Below are 16,598 nucleotides of genomic sequence, written 5' to 3'. Positions count from 1 at the left end.
CGGTGCAGCCCGTCCAAGGCCGGCCACCTGTGCAAGGCCATCGCCGTCCTGCAGAATCACCGAGTTTCGCAGGCGGCGTGAGGATGAAAAGCGTTCAGTGTGACTGTTGGCGGTCCTGCGTATCGGATGCCTTTGTCGGAGGGACGTCGCTCGCGGTAGCTGCTCTTGCGTGAGCGTTTGACGGCTCGCGGGTAGGAACGGTGGCGGCGGAGCGGGTTCATGTTGCGTCGGTGTGCGACCTGGTAGAGGGCCCGGTTCCAGGAGGCGTCGGGTGGCTCAGGGGGAAAAGGCCGCGCGGTCGGTGACCGAGCGGCGCACGATGCGGACGGTGCCCAGGAACTTGATCCGGTCGGGGTCGAGCCCGGCCGTGGTGGCGGCGGTGCAGATCAGCGTGCATAACGCCCAGTGCGTGAGCAGAAAGGCCCAGATCTCCTGATAGGCCAGCTCTGGGGCGCGGGAGCGCAGGATCCGGGCCGGCCCGCGCAGGTGCGTCTTGAGCTGATCGATGCCGGTTTCGGCCTCCCAGCGGTCGTGGTAGCAACGGGCCAGCTCTTGGGCGGTGGCCTCGGCCGGGTCGAGGATGCTGGTGATCAGCCGGATGTGCTCGCCCTTGCGATTGGGCACGGTGCAGTCGACCACCCGGACGATCACCGCGTCGTCGGGATCGAGGTCTCGGCTCTGGCGGGCGGCCTCGCGCAGCCGGTCCTTCTGCGATCGCCGCAGGCCGGCGGGTTTGGTGATGACAGCGAGCCAGGATCCATCGGCCAGGTCACGCAGCCAATACGGACGCAGCCCGGCCTGGACCCGCCACAGCAAATGCGCGCTACTGCGACGGGCCTCGTTCCAGGCGGGAAAGCTGTAAAAGCCGCGGTCGGCGGTGAGCAGCATCTCCGCGGTCAACCGCCGATACAGGGAGAAGGCGAGAGTCTGCTCGCCGGCCCAGCAGCCCGCCACGTCGGCGGCCACGATGGCGTGACTCGCGCACTCGCTGATGGCAACCACCCGGGCCTGCGGGAAGGCGGTCTCGTACCCGCCCGCGCTGTCGCGGCCGAACTCGGCGACGTTGGCCTCGGTGTCGGGCAGGTCCAGGACGAACCCGTCGATCGCCATCACCCGCCGGCCGTGCAGCCACGCGCCCGGCGTCGACTCGGTTGCCGCAGGCCGGGCGACCTGCTGGAACACCTCTTTGACCGCCTCGGTTCCCAGGCGCTGGCGGGCTTGGGTGATCGCCCCGCGGGTCGGCGTCTGCCAGCGCGACCCCGGCGCCAGGGCCAGCATGCCCGTCAGTTTCTCGGAGACCTCTTCATAGTCGTCGTCCGGGTAGAGGCACAACGCGATCAGCAGGTAGACGACTACATGCGCAGGGAGCTTGCGAACGCGACGCTCCCGGCATCCATGCGTGGCGATGGCCGCGTCCAGGACCTGGCGAGGGATCAGCGATGTCAGCGCTCCGACCGCGACCAGATCCGTCAACCGCCCCGAACCACCTGTGTCACCGGGCAAGATCACCGGGCGAGGCTACCAGCAAGATCGCTATCTAAACGGCATTGGGCACTGGCTCTCGTCGTCACACCGCCACGCCGAACATGAACGATCTTCTCAAACACGCACTGAGATTGCTGATCACCCTTGCACATGAGGTAAAGCTGGGATAAAACTTTTCAGGTTGTGGCAATTCGCTCGACCGAAGGAATTACTTGCGAACACCCAGAACATTTTGGCGCTCGGCAACCCTCACCCTCACCACGACTTTGGTCGCCGCAATGCCGGCACTAGTCAGCACTCCGGCCGCCGCGACCCCAGAGTTATCCTCGGCGCGGACAACAGCGTCGGACGACCCCGTGGAACAGGCAAAGACGCAGGCCAAAACCGAGAACAAGCGAATCGAGATCGAGGCGTTACGTAGCGAGACCGCAACCTACTACGCCAACGCGGACGGCAAAAGCCTCCAGGCGGAGTTACACGCCAATCCGATCCGAATCAAGAAGAGCGCCACCTGGCAGGCGATCGACACCAAACTCGTCGAAAGCAGTGGGACCCTGCAGCCGAAGGTCGCGAAGATTCCACTCCTGTTTTCCGCGGGAGGTGACGCACTACCGTTAGCGCAGGTAAGTACTGAGAGCGGGGAAACGCTCGCGCTGAAGTGGCCGGCTCCACTGCCACGTCCCACCATCGCCGGCAACACGGCAACCTACAAAGACGGTGCCGCGCCTGGAACGGATATCGTCCTGACTGCCCTGGCCCATGGGTTCCGCTATGAACTCGTGGTGCGGCAACAGCCCGGCAAGATACTGGATCTCAAACTCCCCGTGACGCTCCGTGGACTCACCGCCACAGGTCACGAAAACCGCGTGTTCACCGGCACAGCAGGCAAGACCACGCTCCTCGCCTCGGGCCCCCGGGTGTCCGCGCACGTTGATCCGAAGTCGCCGAGAACCGGCAAGGCCATGGCAAAGGCAGAGAACTCCGGCTCGGAGCTACGCCTGACCGCCGACTTGACGACCATGGACGAGGCGTCCTTCCCGGTTACCCTCAGCAGTTCGTACACCATCCCGAGCAACGCCGACGTGGACGTGGCCGACGACGGTAGCTGGGCCGACCCCTCCTTTCCTTTTCTCACAGCGGGAAGTCTCTTCGGTATCAAGAATCGGGCCCACCTGGTCTTCGACACGGCCTCGCTCGCGTGGCAGAAGATCATCGATGCCCGGCTCTCCGTCTTGAACACCGATGGACCCGGCTGCGGGGACGATGTCGGGGCGGGAATCCAGGCGCGCAGGATCACGAGCCAGTGGGACGCGGCCGACCTCACCTGGGCTACCGCACCATCATCCACAAGCGACGGCTCCGTGATCGTCACCAAGTCCTACGCTTCCGACTGCGGGCCGGGAACCCTGGAATGGCCGGTAAGTGACATCGTCACCGCGTGGTCGACGGGTGAGCCCAATTACGGCGTCGTCCTCCAGTCGGCCGATGAAGGCTCCGAGGACGACAACTATCGAGTCCTGGCTTCGGCCGAGTACGGCAGCGACCAGGACGCACCGACGCTGACGGTGACCTACGAGTCGGTGCCAAGCCTGGACGGTACCGGCCGGACCGATCCTGAGACCGGTTCATTCATCGTGGACGGCATCGACCTCCACGAGAGCGCCATGGTCACCACACGCAATCACAGCGCGGGATCGCGTGGCGACACGGCCAATCCGAACGAGCAGGTCCTGGGGCCCGACTGGCGACTGACTCCCTTGGGCGGCATGCTCTCGGCCCGACTCAGCAGTCGTGACGGCAGCCTGCTGGTCACCCATGCCAGCGGCAGTAGCAAGGTGTTCGATCCGGTCGCGGGTAGGGCAGACACGTGGCGAGCTGCCGATGGAGAGACGATCCTCCAGAACGCAAACGGCACCTTTACCCAGCAGGGCGGCGAGCCCGACATCGTCATCACCTGGCGGATGAACGGCGATGAGGGCGTCATCATCGATCTGGGCGGCGCGGATCTGGGAACACAACACGTGGACTACGATGCCCAGGGACGGGTGAGCACGATCACCAGCCCGGACGACCCGGAGACGGTCTGCGCGTCCGCGTCCACATCAGGATGCCACTCGGCCACCTTCTCCTACGCCACGCAGACCACGGCGACCGGAACCACGCTCGGAGACCAAGCGGGCCAGTTGAAGGAAATCACCTACGCGAGTACCGGAGTACCGGCCGTGGCGCTCATCCGCTACTCCTACGACGCTGACAAGCGCCTGCGCGAGGTATACGACCTACGTGACTACGAGACGGGCACCGCGAAGGTCGCTGCCACACCGCTGAAGAGCAGCTATACCTACGATGCGACAGGCAACATCACTCAGCTGACCACCCCGGAGGACGGCACCTGGAATCTCACCTACAGCGCACCGGGCCAGCTGGTCACGGCCGAGCCGGCACCAGGCGTGAAAGCCACCACCCCTTGCTACGCCTCGGACTTCATGCTGGGCAAGAGAGCTGGCTGCTGGGTGAATCCGGTGTACATGGACAACGAACCCGAAGAGCCGCTCAGCACCAGGAAATCCCCCAAGTGGCTGAGAACGGTGCACGGCATGGCCGTTGTGGGTGTCGAATGGGACCACTGCACGAATCCAGTGTTCCCGGGCGACTACAAAGATTATCCCGGAGGTTTCGACTTCCGGCGGGCCTGCGACAGCCATGACTACGGGTACGGTATCATCTATTCGCATAAGTACAGCAATTTCCTGAAGCCAAGGAAAACCGCTGTTGACGCCGTTTTCTTCCACATTCTAGCGAACGGCGTGTGCGATAGCTATCCGCTCGAAGTTGGCGTGTGCGAGCACTGGGCATATATCTACTACAAGGCGGTATATTATCAGGGCGGAACGGCGATGAATCCGGAAGGATAACGCCAGTGATCGGCTGATATTCTATTGGCACTCGGGCTCGCGAATCGTCTTATCCGGGTCCGAGTGCTGATTCCTACAAGCCGCTCTGGGTAATTTCAGAAGGTGGGTATGATGCGCAGAAGGTGGGCGAGGGTCCTCGCCGCTGCTTCGCTTACATTTGTGCTGGCCGCCCATCTGGACTTCTTCAGGGCTGGTGGCCACAAAGGGGGCATGGAGTTACTTTGGCCCTTTCTTTCCGCTTTTCCGCTGAGTCTCGGAACTGAATGGGCTTGGGACGCGGGGCTGTCTTCGCTGATGCCCGCAGACCCGGTTGACCCTGCCAGGCTCACCGCACACCTTTGGGCGCTCACGACAACCGGACTAGTGCAAACCGTCATTCTCTGGCTGGCCGTCAGGGGGATCAGGGCGCGGTCGGCGGAACGGGTGGGCGGTGCGGCCAACGGCACCGACTCCTCACCCGACGACGACACGGCGAACGTACGCCTGACGAAGGTAACGCTGATCTACCTGAGTGTAGTGACACTCCTTTGCCTGCTTGGCCTGTTCACGATGCGTGCCGGGCTCACCGAACCCTGGATTGGCGGCGATCACAATGATCTCTGGCCTCTCGCCTTTTACGCGACCTTCCCCATGTCGCTGCTTGCGAGTGCCTGCACCGGCCTGTTCATGACCGCTGTGAACCATGGGCTCCTGGTGCTCGAGACTTTCGCGGCCGGAATGGTGCAGGCGTTCATCGTCTGGGCGGTTCTCCGGCGCCCAGCGACGCAGAGCCGTGGCCGGAGCGACCGGTGAACGTGGCCGGGGCGACCGGTGGTCAGCCGTCAGTCGACGCGATAATCGAGGGTTTGTTGGTCTTCCAGGTGAGGTGCACGTACGCGGCTCGCTCCCGGGGATCACATGTACCGGTCGCGAACCATCCGCGTGTAGCGCTCGACGGTGAACCTGAGCGGAAACGCGTCGTAGGTCAGCTCGGCCTGAAGACCGCTGAGAGCCATCGCAGCGGCCACGTCTTCCGGATCAGGTTGCCGTTCTCGGAAGAGCGTCAGCGCTGCCTCGAACAACGGTAGTCGATGGTCGTCGGAAGCATGACGACAAGGATCCGCCCGCCCGGCCTCAAAAGGCGGGCCAGGCCGGCGAGGACCTGCGGCGGATCTGCAACGTGGTGAAGCACCTCCTTGAGATCGCGTCATAGCTGCCATGAGGTGGCGTGACCCGGCCTTCGGCGAGGTCCTCGGCTCCCGCGCACAGCGGGATCAAACCCTCGTCGGCGGGGAGTTGCTCCAACATCGCTGGGGAGGGATCGGCGCAAACCACCGCGCCAGGTGTGCTCGCCTAGACCGCGAGAGTAGAGGCCCGTCCCGCACCCAAGATCGATCATCAGATCGCTAGAGCTGAACCTCAACCGGCCAAGGATTCCATCAGTCATCCACCGGATGAACTCCGGGGGTCGCGTCCGAGATGCGGTGTAAAAGGAAACGAGCGTAGGTTGCCGTGCTGAACCGTCCAAAGTTCGCACTACGCAAGGACCTACGCTCGTGGCACGCACACTACCGCCCGTTCAGGCCATCCGCGCCGAGATCGACGCCCTGTTCACCGAAGGTCGTGATCTGGTCGAGGTCATCGAGGACATCGCCCGTCTCGGTGCCCGCCTGATCATCCAGACCGCCGTCGAAGCCGAAGTGGACGCTTTCCTCGGCCGCGCCCGCTACCAGCGCGCCGACGCCGCCACCAGCAGCGACGAGGCACACGCCGTACGCCCCGGTCACCGCAACGGGCACTGCCCGACCACCATCAAGACCACCAGCGGCCCGGTCACCATCGCCCGGCCGAAACTGCGCGGCACCACCGAAGCGTTCGCCTCCCGCCTGTTCGGCGCCGGCGTGACCCGCACCAACGCCCTGGAGACCCTGGTCATCGCCTCCTTCGTGCGCGGCCTGTCGGTACGCGACGTCGAAGGCGCCCTGGCCGACGCCCTCGGCCCCGAGGCCGCCCTGTCGAAGTCGACCGTCTCGACCATCTGCCAGGCCATCGTCGCCGAGTACGACGCCTGGAGCCGGCGCGACCTGACCGGCGTCGAGCTGGACTACCTGTTCCTGGACGCCTCGCACTTCAAGATGCACGACGGCCAGCGCGCCGAGCCGGTGCTGGCCGCCTGGGGCATCACCACCGAGGGGAAACCCGTCTTCACCGGCCTGTCAGCCGCCGCGGCCGAGTCGACCGACGCCTGGCACGACTTCCTGACCGATCTGGCCACCCGCGGGCTGCGTCCACCGCTCCTGGTCGTCTCCGACGGCGCACCCGGTCTCATCGCCGCTGCTGAGCAGGTCTTTCCCCGATCGCTGCGTCAGCGCTGTGTGATCCATAAATGCCGCAACGTCCTATCGAAGGTCAGTGCCGGCGACCAGGCCCAGGTCAAGGCCGCCTTCTGGAACATCTTCGACACCGGCAGCCCGGACAACGACGACAAGGAGATCGAGCCCGGCCCGGGCCTGGTGGCGTGGGTGCAGGCCCGCATCGACGCCTTCGCCGACACGTGGGGCGGACGCTACCCGAGCGCGGTCAAGAGCCTGCCGACCGACCGGCAAAGCCTGACCACTTACCTGCGCTTCCCGCCCGAGCATCACAAGCGCATCCGCCACTCCAACTTCATCGAGCGCACCTTCGGCGAGACCCTGTTCCGCTCGAAAACGCGGTTTCGTGCTGTGAACTGGGGTTTCGCTGCGTGATCAGGGCGGTGGCTGCGATCATCGTGATGTGGTGTTGTCGCTTGTCTATCGGTTGGTGGGGGGCTTGTTCTGCCTGCTGATGGTGCTGGTCCGCGCTGATCTGTCCAAGGATGTTGAGCTGCTGGTGCTTCGTCACGAGAACCAAGTGGTCCGCCGCCGGGTTGGCGGTCGGCCGCGGTGGGATCACGCCGACCGGCTCTGGCTCACGGCGTTGTCGCGGCTGTTCCACCGCTGCCGGTGGGCGGAAGTCTTCCCGGTCACGCCAGCGACGATCTTGCGCTGGCATCGTCACCTGGTAGCGCGTAAGTGGACCTTCACCGACCGGAGGCGCCCGGGACGGCCCGGTACTCGTCGGCCGGTCAAGGCTTTGGTCGTGCGGATGGCTCGGGAGAACCCGACCTGGGGGCACCGGAGAATACGAGGCGAGTTGGCTCGCCTGGGCTACCCGATCGCGGCCTCCACGGTGTGGGAGATCCTGCACGCCGCGGGCATCAGTCCTGCGCCCCGCCGAGCCGGGCCGACCTGGCGGCAATTCCTGACCGCCCAAGCCCACGCGATCATCGCCTGCGACTTCCTTGTGGTCGAGACGGTGCTGCTCAAGCGGCTGTATGTGCTGGTCTTCATCGAGCACGGCACTCGGCGACTGCACCTGGCCGGCGTGACCGCGCACCCGACCGGCGCGTGGACGGTGCAACAGGCCCGCAACCTGATCATGGACCTGGGGGAGCGCATCGCCGGGCTGCGGTTCGTGATCCACGATCGAGACCCGCTCTTCACCTCCATGTTCAGGGAGGTCTTCACATCTGAAGGGCTGCGGGACATCACCACGCTGCTGCGGACGCCGAGGATGAACGCCATCTGTGAGCGGGGCATCGGCACCCTGCGCCGCGAACTTCTGGACCGGATCCTGATCCTCAAGGAACGCCATCTGGCCCGCGTGCTGCAAGAGTATCTGGTCCATTACAACGGGCACCGGCCGCATCAGTCCCGGTGCCAACGGCCTCCGGACATTGCAACGCAGCCCTCCCGCGATGTGACCGAACTCGACGACCTGCGATCCATCCGCCGAAAACCCGTAGTTGCAGGCATGATCGGCGAGTACCACCACGCTGCTTAACCGCAGCTCAGGGTACGGAACGCAATATTCGAGCGGTACAGGCTAATCCGGGAGTCGACATACGGCTGGACTGGGGCGGATAGCTCGAACAGCTGCGGTGCAGCAGTGCAGGTAGGGTAGTTTGGTGCGGCTGGTTGCGCTCGAGCAAGTCCAGGGCGCAACCAGTCCCTTCTGATTTGGCTCCCAGGGAGGCTGCCATGAGCTATGTGTTCGATATTGCCGATAGGACAGTCTGGAGTCCAGCGCTCAAGGTTGGCAAGCTCTATATAGAAATGGTCGCTTCGGTGGCGCGCATACTTGGTCGGCCAAGTGGCGTGCACGCGATCGCCAACGATTACTATGATATCGATCTTGCGCAATTCCAAGCCTTTGTTGACGCGATGGCAATCGAATACGCGGAATCCAATCACGATATATATCGCCACCTGCTGGGCGTGATTCTTCCGATATCGGTCGCACTGATTTTCGAGGTGGAGCCGATGTGGCGTCCGACTGTACGCCTCGAGGATATCCTCGATCAAGCTCACGATTTCTCTCAGAAGATGCCTAGATGACGACATTCATAAGTGGGCGTTTGAGAGGAGTGTAGCAACACCGCGATCATCGCTGGCTAGACTGCTAGGTGTGGGAGTGCGGGATAGGTGGTGGGCAGAGTTCTCCCCGCAGGTTCGTGATCGAATCGACGAACACCTTCGTCGTGGAGCTGATTGCAACCAGCTCCACGAACCAGCCCTGACTATCGCCGTCCCACAGGGCTTCAACCGCGACCACCGGTTCGCTGATCTCCTGCTACGGGCATTCCGAGGTGAATTCACCGAGAAAACTGATCGTCGAATTGAAGGAGTCCAGCGGCGAGGTAGTCGAGATTCCCTTGACGTACAACAGTGAGGCTTTTGCATCCCCCTAGCGGCAGGTTGCTGGTAACAGCATGATCGCGAGCCTGGTGTTCGCCTGACGACGTAAGAAACCCCTGGTAGATGGATTGATCACCACAACCAGATCCGTCACAACCAGGGGCCTCGGATGCTTTTCTATCGCGCCGCCGTCGATTTGTCGCGCTCAACGCTGAACTACGTCGCCGGAGTGATCCGCCGGCGGCGCAAGGCGATCAGGTCGGCCTGGCGGCTGCTCAACCCAGGGCAGCAGGCGCTGCTGGTGCTGGTTTACCTGCGTAAGGGCGAGACGTTCAGCGAGCTCGGGGCAGGGTTCGGGGTGTCGACGGCGACCGCGTGGCGGTATGTGGAGGAGACCGTCGCACTGTTGTCGGCCCGCTCCCCGAAACTCGGGCAGGCGCTGCGCAAGGCGAAGCGGGATGGGCTGCATTACCTGGTGCTGGACGGCACGCTGATCCGCACCGATCGGATCGCCGCCGATCGGCCGTACTTCTCCGGCAAGCATCGCGTGCACGGGATGAACGTCCAGGTCATCGCCTCGCCGAACGGGGCGATCCTGTGGACCTCGGGCGCGCTGCCGGGGACGACGCACGACCTGAGCGCCGCCCGCATCTGGGGCATCCTGCCTGGCGGCCGCGCTAGACCGGTTGAGACTCGGGTGATGCTGGCAGTCGCAGCACTGTCGATTCGTTGGGCAGCCCCGTGGGCGGGTGAGACCATTCGGCAACCTGGGTGAAGTCGACATCTCCACCGGAGAACTTTGCGCCGTCGAACGGGATCCTTCCGCTGGAGAACTTCGCATCGGCGAACGAGACCCTGCTACCGGAGAAGATAGCGCCCGAGAAGATGACGCTCGCGCCGGAGAAGATGGCTCTGGCGAACGAGACCTTGCCGCCGGAGAAGACAGCGCCTTCGAACGAGATCTCGCTGTCGCCGAAGGTGGCGTTGTGGAACCAGGTCGAGCCGGAGAAGACCGCGCGGTTGAACATGACCACGCTGCCAGAGAAGGTGGCGCCGGTGAAGAAGATTTCTTCCCCGGAGAAGACGGCATCGATGAACCAGACACGGCCGCCGGAGAAGACAGCACCTGCGAAGTTCGCGCTGGCGTCGAAGGTGACGCCGGTGAAGTCAAAGTCGTGTCCGTGCCAGGGAGCAGGGGCATTGCGGGAAAGGTGGGTACCGATGAGCCGGATGATGGTCGCCCGTACCTCGCGCATGGCGCGCCAGGCGCTATGCCTGGCCGGTTCTTGGCCGATGTCGGGTTCGGGCTCAGGAGGCATACGCAGGTAGGCGCACAGAACGTCGATGCACATCTGGCGGCCATCCGTCCAGCCGTCGGCGAGGGCGGCCAAGGCGTGGACGCCGGCCAGGCGGACCGCGGGGGACTCGGAGCCGAGCTTGTCGGTGGCCTTGTCGAAGCGTTCGGCGTACAGCTTGGTGTTTTCGCGCCGGGTCGTCAGGCGGGCCCGCTGGTTTTCTTCCTCCGCCAGGCGCTGTTTGCGGTAGGCGACGACCAGGGCGACGGCGCCGCCGATGCCGCCAACCACGGCCAGGGAGATCTTGATGATCTCCAGCAGATTGCCCGTGTCGAGGGTGAGCTTCGACGGCAGCCCGATCCAGGCCAGGGCAGCGGCCAGCAGTCCGCCGGCCATGAGCGTTGCCGCGAATAAGGTGAGGGCCAGGGCGATGCCGATGTGCGACAGGTGAACCGGAGACGGCTCAGGAGCGCCTTGGCGGGGTGCGCGTCGGGGCAGGCGTGACATACCTCCTACGATGCCGGGGTCTTGGGGCGTCATGGTCCACTGACACGCGGGCAACGCTGTTCCGGGCAACGGCGTACATCAACAGCGCCACTCAACGGGATCGCCCCCGGGCACCGCCGGCCCAGCCTGCCCAGGCTCCCGGACCCGCGGTGCCCGGCCCGATTCCACGGCGTGATTCCTGATCGTTTTGTGGTCCAATTCCCCCATGAGGAGCAACGACTGCCATGATGTGCCGATCACTTGAAGGAGATCTGAGGGAACGGAACGGTATGCTGCACTTGTTGTCTCTGCAGTACACGGCGTCGGAGCGGGAGGCCGAGCCCTTCGTCGCTGCTCATGTCGATTTCCTGGAACATCATCACCGCGGTGGCACGTTCTTGCTGTCAGGGCAGACGGTGCCGCCGAGTCTTGGTGGGGCCATAGTGGCGGGCGGCGTTGACCGCGTGGCTGCCGAGCGGATAGCTGCCGAGGATCCGTTTGTTGTGGCTGGTGTCGCCGCATACACGATCACGACCATCGATGTGGGACGGGTGCACCCAGCACTGGCCACGGTGCTCGGGGTGGAGCAGTCTCAGGTGCGTGGCTGAAAATGGCTACAGCCATTCGTTGATGGCAGCGATGATCCCGGTGGCTTCGTAGCGGACGGCGAACCTGCCGTACCTGGTCGCGACAGTTTGGTGGCGTTTGAGCCTGTTGATGATCCTGCTGGCTAACTCGCGACACGCGGCTGTAGGTTCGTGACCTGAGTCTTTGACGTCCGGGATCATGCAGTGCGCGGCCGGGGTTCCCCCTCCCGGTCGCGGATGGAGTGGTCGGTGTCGATGCAACCCCGATCCTGGCCGGAGCCGGATCCAGTGATCGCGGCGGCGATCCGGTCGATGTATCGCGGCAAGCGGCAGCCGCCGCTGCCCGTCCGGGTCCGGGATGAGCTTGGCGAGTTGTTCGCCGACGCGGAGTTCGCGGCTGAGGGTAAACCGGGCTGGTCACCGGGCCGGCTGGCGTTGATCACGGTGTTGCAGCGGGTGGAGAATCTGACCGACCGGCAGGCCGCCGAGACGGTGCGAGCGGACTTGAGCTGGAAATATGCTTTAGGGCTGGCGTTGGACGATCCTGGGTTCGACGCGAGTGTGCTGAGTGAGTTCCGGACCCGGGTCATCGCCCATGGGCTGGAGGAGAGGGCTCTGGACCTGCTGCTGGCCAAGCTTGCCGAGAAAGGCATGATCGGGGCGGGTGGCAAGATGCGTACCGACTCCACGCACGTGATCAGCGCGGTGCGGAACCTGAACCGGCTGGAGTTGGCCGGGGAATGTGTCCGCGCGGCGTTGGAGGCGATCTCGGCTGCCGACCCCGGCTGGACGAGCAGGGTCTTTGAGCTGCCGGGATGGGCTGAACGCACCGTGCCCGCGTCGACTCCTGGCGGCTGCCGGCATCGGAGACGAAGCGGGCTGAGCTTGCACGTGCTTATGGCGCGGATGGTTATGCGCTGGTGGAAGCGGTGTGTGCGCCGTTCTCCCCGGTTTGGCTACGGAACCGGCCACCGCGCCACGGCGTCGGCCCACTCCAGCCCTCTCGGTTCGCCGCGCACCCGGCCCGCCGGGGCCAGCCGCCGGCCGAGCCGCCGCAGCGCGGCCTGCGGCCCGACCGCGGCCACCGCCACCGCCCTGGTGACCAGCCTGGCCGGTGACTGCTGGCGCAGCCGCCCGTACGCCGCGCACTGCCGCAGCAACGCGCGCAGGTGTCGTCTTCTGGCCAGTTCGGCCAGGTGGGAGGGTGCGCCCCGAGCAGCGCGTCGCCGCCCTCGCCGGTCAGGTGGACGGCCACGCCCCGCCCGGCGGCGTGCTCGAACCGCAGCGCGGCCCGCCGCCACGAGATGAGCGCGGGCGCGGGTTCGCAGTGACCTGGTTCGCCCGCCGGAAGGTCCTGGTAGGGCAGCGTCGCCGCGCCGCCCAGCACGACGGTGTGCCGGATCCGCGGGTCGAGCCGGGCCTGGGCGGTGGCCTCGGAGAGGTCCGCAGCCGGCGCGGCCGGATGGGCGTAGGTGATCGCGTGCAGAGGCGTCGCCCGCGTGTGCCGGGCCGCCAGGAAGGTCAGCGCGCCGGAGTCGAGCCCACCGCTGAGGTCGGCGCCGAGCGCGCCCGGCAGCGCGAGCCGCCGGTCGACCGCGGTGACCAGGGCCGACCGGACCCGGTGCGGACCGCCGTCGGCCGCCGGTGGCGCTTCGTACGTGCGGGTGCGCATCCCGTCCCGATCGAGGTACACGGCCATGCCCCCGCCGAGGCGGCGCACGCCCTGGTAAGCGGAACGGTCGGACCACAGCGCGAGCCGTTCGGGGCAGGCGATGCGCGCGGCGGCGGCGAGCGGGTCGGGCACGTCCCGGCGATCACGCGTTTCCGAGCAGCCTCTGGGGCGCTTCGGCGTCAACGCTCATCTCGGCGATGGTGTCGTGCAGCGCCTTGGTGTGGAAGTGGCCGCTGGTGGTGAGGTAGAAGTTCTCCGACAGGTAGGCGCTGACCGGCCGCTGGGCCCGGCCCAGTCCGGTGCCGTGACGTTGCAGGTGCAGGCGGTGCTCCAGGCGGGGCAGCAGGAACGGCAGGCCCTCGCCGAGGTGACCGAGGATGATCGTCAGGCCGGGGTGGCGGTCGAACAGGCCGCTGAGCATCAGCCGGACCGCGTGGGTGGCCGTCTCGTGGGCGAAGGCCCACGCCGAGCCGACCAGCGACGCGTACCCCTGGTAGATGCGGGTCTGGCTGGGCAGCGGCTCGCGCGGGTGCAGGTATACCGGGACGTTCAGCGCCGCGACGCGGTCCCAGAACACGTGGTTGTCCGGCTCGTCGAGGTAGCGGGCGTCGTCGGGGCCGGTCAGGTTGGTGTAGCCGTTGATCAGCGCGCCCTTGTAACCGAGCTGGGTGACGGCCCGGTCCAGTTCGTCGGCGGCGCTCGCGGGATCCTGCAGCGCCACGGCGGCGAAGCCGAACAGGCGGCCGGGATGGCGGTCCAGCAGCGTGTCCTTGATGGTGTCGTTGGTCTCGCGGGCGAAGGCGGTGGCGGTGGCGGCATCGGTGATCGACTGCGCGCCCGGCGAGGTCAGCGACAGGATCGTGGCCTCGATGCCGTACCGGTCCATCTCCTTGACCCGCTCGTCGACCTCCAGCAGCCGGCGCTCGACGTCGGCCATGTAGTCCTTGCCGTTGCGGGCGGCCTCACCGGCGGCATCCCACAGCTCGTTGTTGCGCGGGGTGGTCACGTGCTCTTCGAGCGCGATCTTGCCGTCCATGGCTGCTCCGGGTTTCTCCACGTGGCCGTGCCGGTCAGGCGTTCTGCGGTTCCAGACCGAACAGTTTCTCGGCGTTCGTCCTGCCGATCTTCTCCCGGTCGTTGTCGCTGATCGGGCACGCGTCGAACCAGGGTGCCAGTTCGTCCATGCTCTCGTACGGGTAGTCCACCGAGAACAGCACCCGGTCCGAGCCGATCTCCAGCAAGGTGTTCAGCAGCGTCTGGCTGCGGAAGACGCCACTGGTGGTGACGTAGAAGTTGTTGCGCAGGTAGTAGGTCGGCGGCTGCTTGTGCACGCCGTGGGTCTCCGGACGCTGGTGGCGCAGCCGGTGGTCCAGGCGCGGCAGGGTGAACGGCAGCGCCTCGCCGAGGTGGCCGAGGATCACGTTCACCTTGGGATGGCGGTCGAACAGGCCGCTGAGCATCAGCCGGACCGCGTGGGTGGAGGTCTCCTGCCCGAATCCCCACGCCGAGCCCAGCAGCCCCTCGTAGCCCTGGTAGATCCGCTGCTGGTTGGGCAGCGGGATGCGCGGGTGCAGGTAGACGGGCACGCCGAGCTCTTCCACCTTGGCCCAGAACGGCTCGACCGGCGCCTCGTCCAGGTACTGGGCGGTGTTCTCGTCACCGATGTTGCTGTAGCCGTTGATCAGTGCGCCGACGAAGCCCATGTCGCGCACGCAGCGCTCGAGTTCCTCGGCGGCCTTCTCCGGCGCCTGCAGCGGCAGCGCGGCGAAGGCCCGCAGCCTGCTGGGGTGGCGGGCGACCAGCTTCTCCGCGGCGTGGTCGTTCATCCGGCGGGCCATGTCGACCGCCTGCCCGGCGTCGGTGATGCCCTCGATGCCGGGCTGGGTGAGCGACAGGATGTCGATGCCGATCCCGTTGCGGTCCATGTCCGCCACCCGCTCGTCGACCTCGCGCAGACGGCGCTGGACGTCGGCGAACCAGTCCTTCTTGGTGAAGTCGTGGCTGCCGGTGGCGGGGAAGTCCGGCGACTCCCAGTGCTCCTCAAGCGCGATCTTGCCCTGCATACGACGATCCCCTACTCATCCCTCGCCGGCCATCCCCCGATGACACGACCTCTGGAAGGCATACCTCCCTCTAGAACCGGCACACGAGATCCGCGGCAAAGGAGTCACCAAACGACGGAATGTCCCGTATGTCCCAGGCGTTGCCCTCGTGCCAGTGCGGCGCGTGCATCCACCGGTCGGAGAACCAGTCCATCGACTCGGCACAGGCGAGGACCGCGAGGTGGCGGCCGTTCCCCGCCGCGTGCCGCAGTGCGGTCAGCCAGTTGTCCACGTTCGCGCGCAGCCAGTCGTCCGCCTCCTCCGGGGAGGACGGGCCGGTGCCAGGACGTTCGGGGTGGTCGTGGGCGGGCTCGTACCATCGCCCGGCGGCGGTGGCCATCTCCAGCAGCCACGCCGTCATCGTTTCGGTGAGCCCGTGGCCGGCCGCGGACTCCTCCTCCCTCAGCCGGTCACGGGCGAACAGTCGCACGAGGTCGTGGAAACGGTAGCGGCCCGACGTGCTGTCCTCCAGCAGGCCGAGATCGACGAGCTCGTCGAGGGCGTTCCAGGCGTCCTCGATCGGGATCCCGCCGAGAACGGCGGCCAGGGCGGCGTCGAAGTCCCGGCCGGGCACCAGGGCCAGGCGGCGAAAGACCCGCCGCGCGGACGGGGCGAGTTGCTCGTACGACATCCCGAACGCGGTAGCGATCTTGAGATCCCCGGCTTTGAGCTGTTCGAGACGCCGCTCCTCGTCCGCCAGCCGATCGACGAAGTCCGCGGTCCGCCAGCCGGGCCGGCTGACCAGCCGGTTTCCCGCGATGCGCAGGGCCAGCGGCAGACCACCGCAGAAGCGGGCGAGGTCGCTGATCGCCGACTCGCCGTCGGCGCGACCGCGCGTCCCGAGGATGCCGTTCAGCAGCTCGACCGCTAGAGCGCCGGCGATGCTGGTGTGCGTTGCCGTACTCACGCGGCCTTCAGGGGCCGTAGGCGGCCTGGTCGCTGCCTCCCACAGCTTGCTCACCTACACGATCACGCGTCGACGACCTCCTGCACGTCGGTGGCGAGGGAAGCATTTTCCGTCTCCACCTCGATGAACGAGACGATGTCGCCTCGCTCCATAACCGAAGGCCCCTGGATAAACGTCCAGACCATGCGGACGTACCGATGCCCATGCTCCCCACCCTGAAGGTAAGGATGCCGACCCTCCTGGGTCACCTTCCGCATAATGACTCGTCCCAGGCGCTTTTGGGGCGCCACGAACCCAGAGGACGAGGCCGGTGAGCGATCTGGGCGAGGAGGATGATGACGCCGCCTCATTTTCCGGCTCTTGAGCACTCTCTGGGGAGCGGTTACCTGGAGTGACGTCGAGGGCAGTCTGAAGACCTCTAGGCAAGCCCGGCTGGGTGGAGATTTGGCAAC

At 66.0% G+C, this 16,598-nt stretch carries 14 protein-coding genes and 2 pseudogenes; 8 read left to right on the top strand and 8 right to left on the bottom strand.

The features are described from left to right. Positions 1-276: 276 nt before the first annotated feature. Complete coding sequence (locus FAF44_RS47225) at positions 277-1,473, bottom strand: IS4 family transposase (RefSeq protein WP_237109998.1); 1,197 nt, start codon at positions 1,471-1,473, stop codon at positions 277-279. A gap of 368 nt (positions 1,474-1,841) precedes the next feature. On the opposite strand from FAF44_RS47225, the gene FAF44_RS47220 reads away from it, so the two are divergent. Both FAF44_RS47220 and FAF44_RS47215 read left to right on the top strand, forming a co-directional pair. Beyond that, the gene (locus FAF44_RS47220) at positions 1,842-4,400 is read left to right on the top strand and encodes a phospholipase A2 (protein WP_237109997.1); all 2,559 of its coding nucleotides are present in this window, start codon (positions 1,842-1,844) and stop codon (positions 4,398-4,400) included. 159 nt (positions 4,401-4,559) lie between these two features. Next, complete coding sequence (locus tag FAF44_RS47215) at positions 4,560-5,192, top strand: hypothetical protein (protein ID WP_237109996.1); 633 nt, start codon at positions 4,560-4,562, stop codon at positions 5,190-5,192. Positions 5,193-5,293: 101 nt separating this feature from the next. Here FAF44_RS47215 and FAF44_RS47210 read toward each other — a convergent pair whose 3' ends face one another. Together FAF44_RS47210 and FAF44_RS56545 are read right to left on the bottom strand one after the other, a co-directional pair. Continuing rightward, positions 5,294-5,461, bottom strand: coding sequence for a hypothetical protein (locus FAF44_RS47210; RefSeq protein WP_237109995.1), 168 nt, complete (start codon positions 5,459-5,461; stop codon positions 5,294-5,296). Continuing rightward, positions 5,443-5,571: a methyltransferase domain-containing protein gene (locus FAF44_RS56545; RefSeq protein WP_368857797.1), complete on the bottom strand. Its 129-nt coding sequence runs from the start codon at positions 5,569-5,571 to the stop codon at positions 5,443-5,445. Before FAF44_RS56545 ends, FAF44_RS47210 begins: the two co-directional genes overlap by 19 nt. Before the next feature lie 364 nt (positions 5,572-5,935). Between FAF44_RS56545 and FAF44_RS47205 the strand changes: the two genes are divergently transcribed. The 4 genes and pseudogenes from FAF44_RS47205 to FAF44_RS47190 all read left to right on the top strand — a co-directional run. Then, complete coding sequence (locus tag FAF44_RS47205) at positions 5,936-7,126, top strand: IS256 family transposase (RefSeq protein ID WP_237109994.1); 1,191 nt, start codon at positions 5,936-5,938, stop codon at positions 7,124-7,126. A gap of 31 nt (positions 7,127-7,157) precedes the next feature. After that, on the top strand, positions 7,158-8,243 hold the full coding sequence (locus FAF44_RS47200) for an integrase core domain-containing protein (RefSeq protein ID WP_237109993.1): 1,086 nt from the start codon (positions 7,158-7,160) through the stop codon (positions 8,241-8,243). A 197-nt stretch (positions 8,244-8,440) separates the two neighbouring features. Then, positions 8,441-8,797: a DUF6086 family protein gene (locus FAF44_RS47195; protein WP_237109992.1), complete on the top strand. Its 357-nt coding sequence runs from the start codon at positions 8,441-8,443 to the stop codon at positions 8,795-8,797. 469 nt (positions 8,798-9,266) lie between these two features. Continuing rightward, positions 9,267-9,761 (top strand): annotated as a pseudogene (locus FAF44_RS47190) (transposase family protein); the annotation flags it as partial. Between the two features lie 13 nt (positions 9,762-9,774). On the opposite strand, the gene FAF44_RS47185 reads toward FAF44_RS47190, so the two are convergent. Beyond that, positions 9,775-10,899, bottom strand: a complete 1,125-nt coding sequence (locus FAF44_RS47185) for a pentapeptide repeat-containing protein (protein WP_237109991.1) — start codon at positions 10,897-10,899, stop codon at positions 9,775-9,777. 269 nt (positions 10,900-11,168) lie between these two features. Here FAF44_RS47185 and FAF44_RS47180 point away from each other — a divergent pair, with 269 nt between their 5' ends. Together FAF44_RS47180 and FAF44_RS56540 are read left to right on the top strand one after the other, a co-directional pair. Then, positions 11,169-11,486 (top strand): YciI family protein, encoded by a 318-nt coding sequence (locus tag FAF44_RS47180; RefSeq protein WP_237109990.1) that lies wholly within the window; start codon positions 11,169-11,171, stop codon positions 11,484-11,486. A gap of 216 nt (positions 11,487-11,702) precedes the next feature. Then, positions 11,703-12,059: pseudogene (locus FAF44_RS56540) on the top strand (transposase); the annotation flags it as partial. Between the two features lie 316 nt (positions 12,060-12,375). On the opposite strand, the gene FAF44_RS47175 reads toward FAF44_RS56540, so the two are convergent. The 4 genes from FAF44_RS47175 to FAF44_RS47160 all read right to left on the bottom strand — a co-directional run bounded on the left by FAF44_RS47175 (position 12,376) and on the right by FAF44_RS47160 (position 16,146). Then, positions 12,376-13,269 carry an asparagine synthase-related protein gene (locus FAF44_RS47175; protein ID WP_308193516.1) on the bottom strand — a complete coding sequence of 298 codons (894 nt, stop codon included), beginning with the start codon at positions 13,267-13,269 and terminating at the stop codon, positions 12,376-12,378. Positions 13,270-13,279: 10 nt separating this feature from the next. After that, positions 13,280-14,173, bottom strand: coding sequence for an amidohydrolase family protein (locus FAF44_RS47170; RefSeq protein WP_237109989.1), 894 nt, complete (start codon positions 14,171-14,173; stop codon positions 13,280-13,282). A 34-nt stretch (positions 14,174-14,207) separates the two neighbouring features. Beyond that, the gene (locus FAF44_RS47165; RefSeq protein WP_237109988.1) at positions 14,208-15,200 is read right to left on the bottom strand and encodes an amidohydrolase family protein; all 993 of its coding nucleotides are present in this window, start codon (positions 15,198-15,200) and stop codon (positions 14,208-14,210) included. A 70-nt stretch (positions 15,201-15,270) separates the two neighbouring features. Further along, positions 15,271-16,146 (bottom strand): DUF4423 domain-containing protein, encoded by an 876-nt coding sequence (locus FAF44_RS47160; RefSeq protein WP_237109987.1) that lies wholly within the window; start codon positions 16,144-16,146, stop codon positions 15,271-15,273. Positions 16,147-16,598: the final 452 nt, after the last annotated feature.

Source organism: Nonomuraea sp. MG754425, assembly GCF_021699195.1.
Lineage (GTDB): Bacteria > Actinomycetota > Actinomycetes > Streptosporangiales > Streptosporangiaceae > Nonomuraea.
This window is presented reverse-complemented; position numbering and strand designations above follow the sequence as displayed.

Excerpts from the sequence above, each read along its gene's own strand:
- FAF44_RS47170 (WP_237109989.1), bottom strand. The coding sequence starts at position 14,173 with ATGGACGGCAAGATCGCGCTCGAAGAGCACGTGACCACCCCGCGCAAC.
- FAF44_RS47185 (WP_237109991.1), bottom strand. The coding sequence starts at position 10,899 with ATGTCACGCCTGCCCCGACGCGCACCCCGCCAAGGCGCTCCTGAGCCG.
- FAF44_RS47195 (WP_237109992.1), top strand. The coding sequence starts at position 8,441 with ATGAGCTATGTGTTCGATATTGCCGATAGGACAGTCTGGAGTCCAGCG.
- FAF44_RS47165 (WP_237109988.1), bottom strand. The coding sequence starts at position 15,200 with ATGCAGGGCAAGATCGCGCTTGAGGAGCACTGGGAGTCGCCGGACTTC.
- FAF44_RS47180 (WP_237109990.1), top strand. The coding sequence starts at position 11,169 with ATGCTGCACTTGTTGTCTCTGCAGTACACGGCGTCGGAGCGGGAGGCC.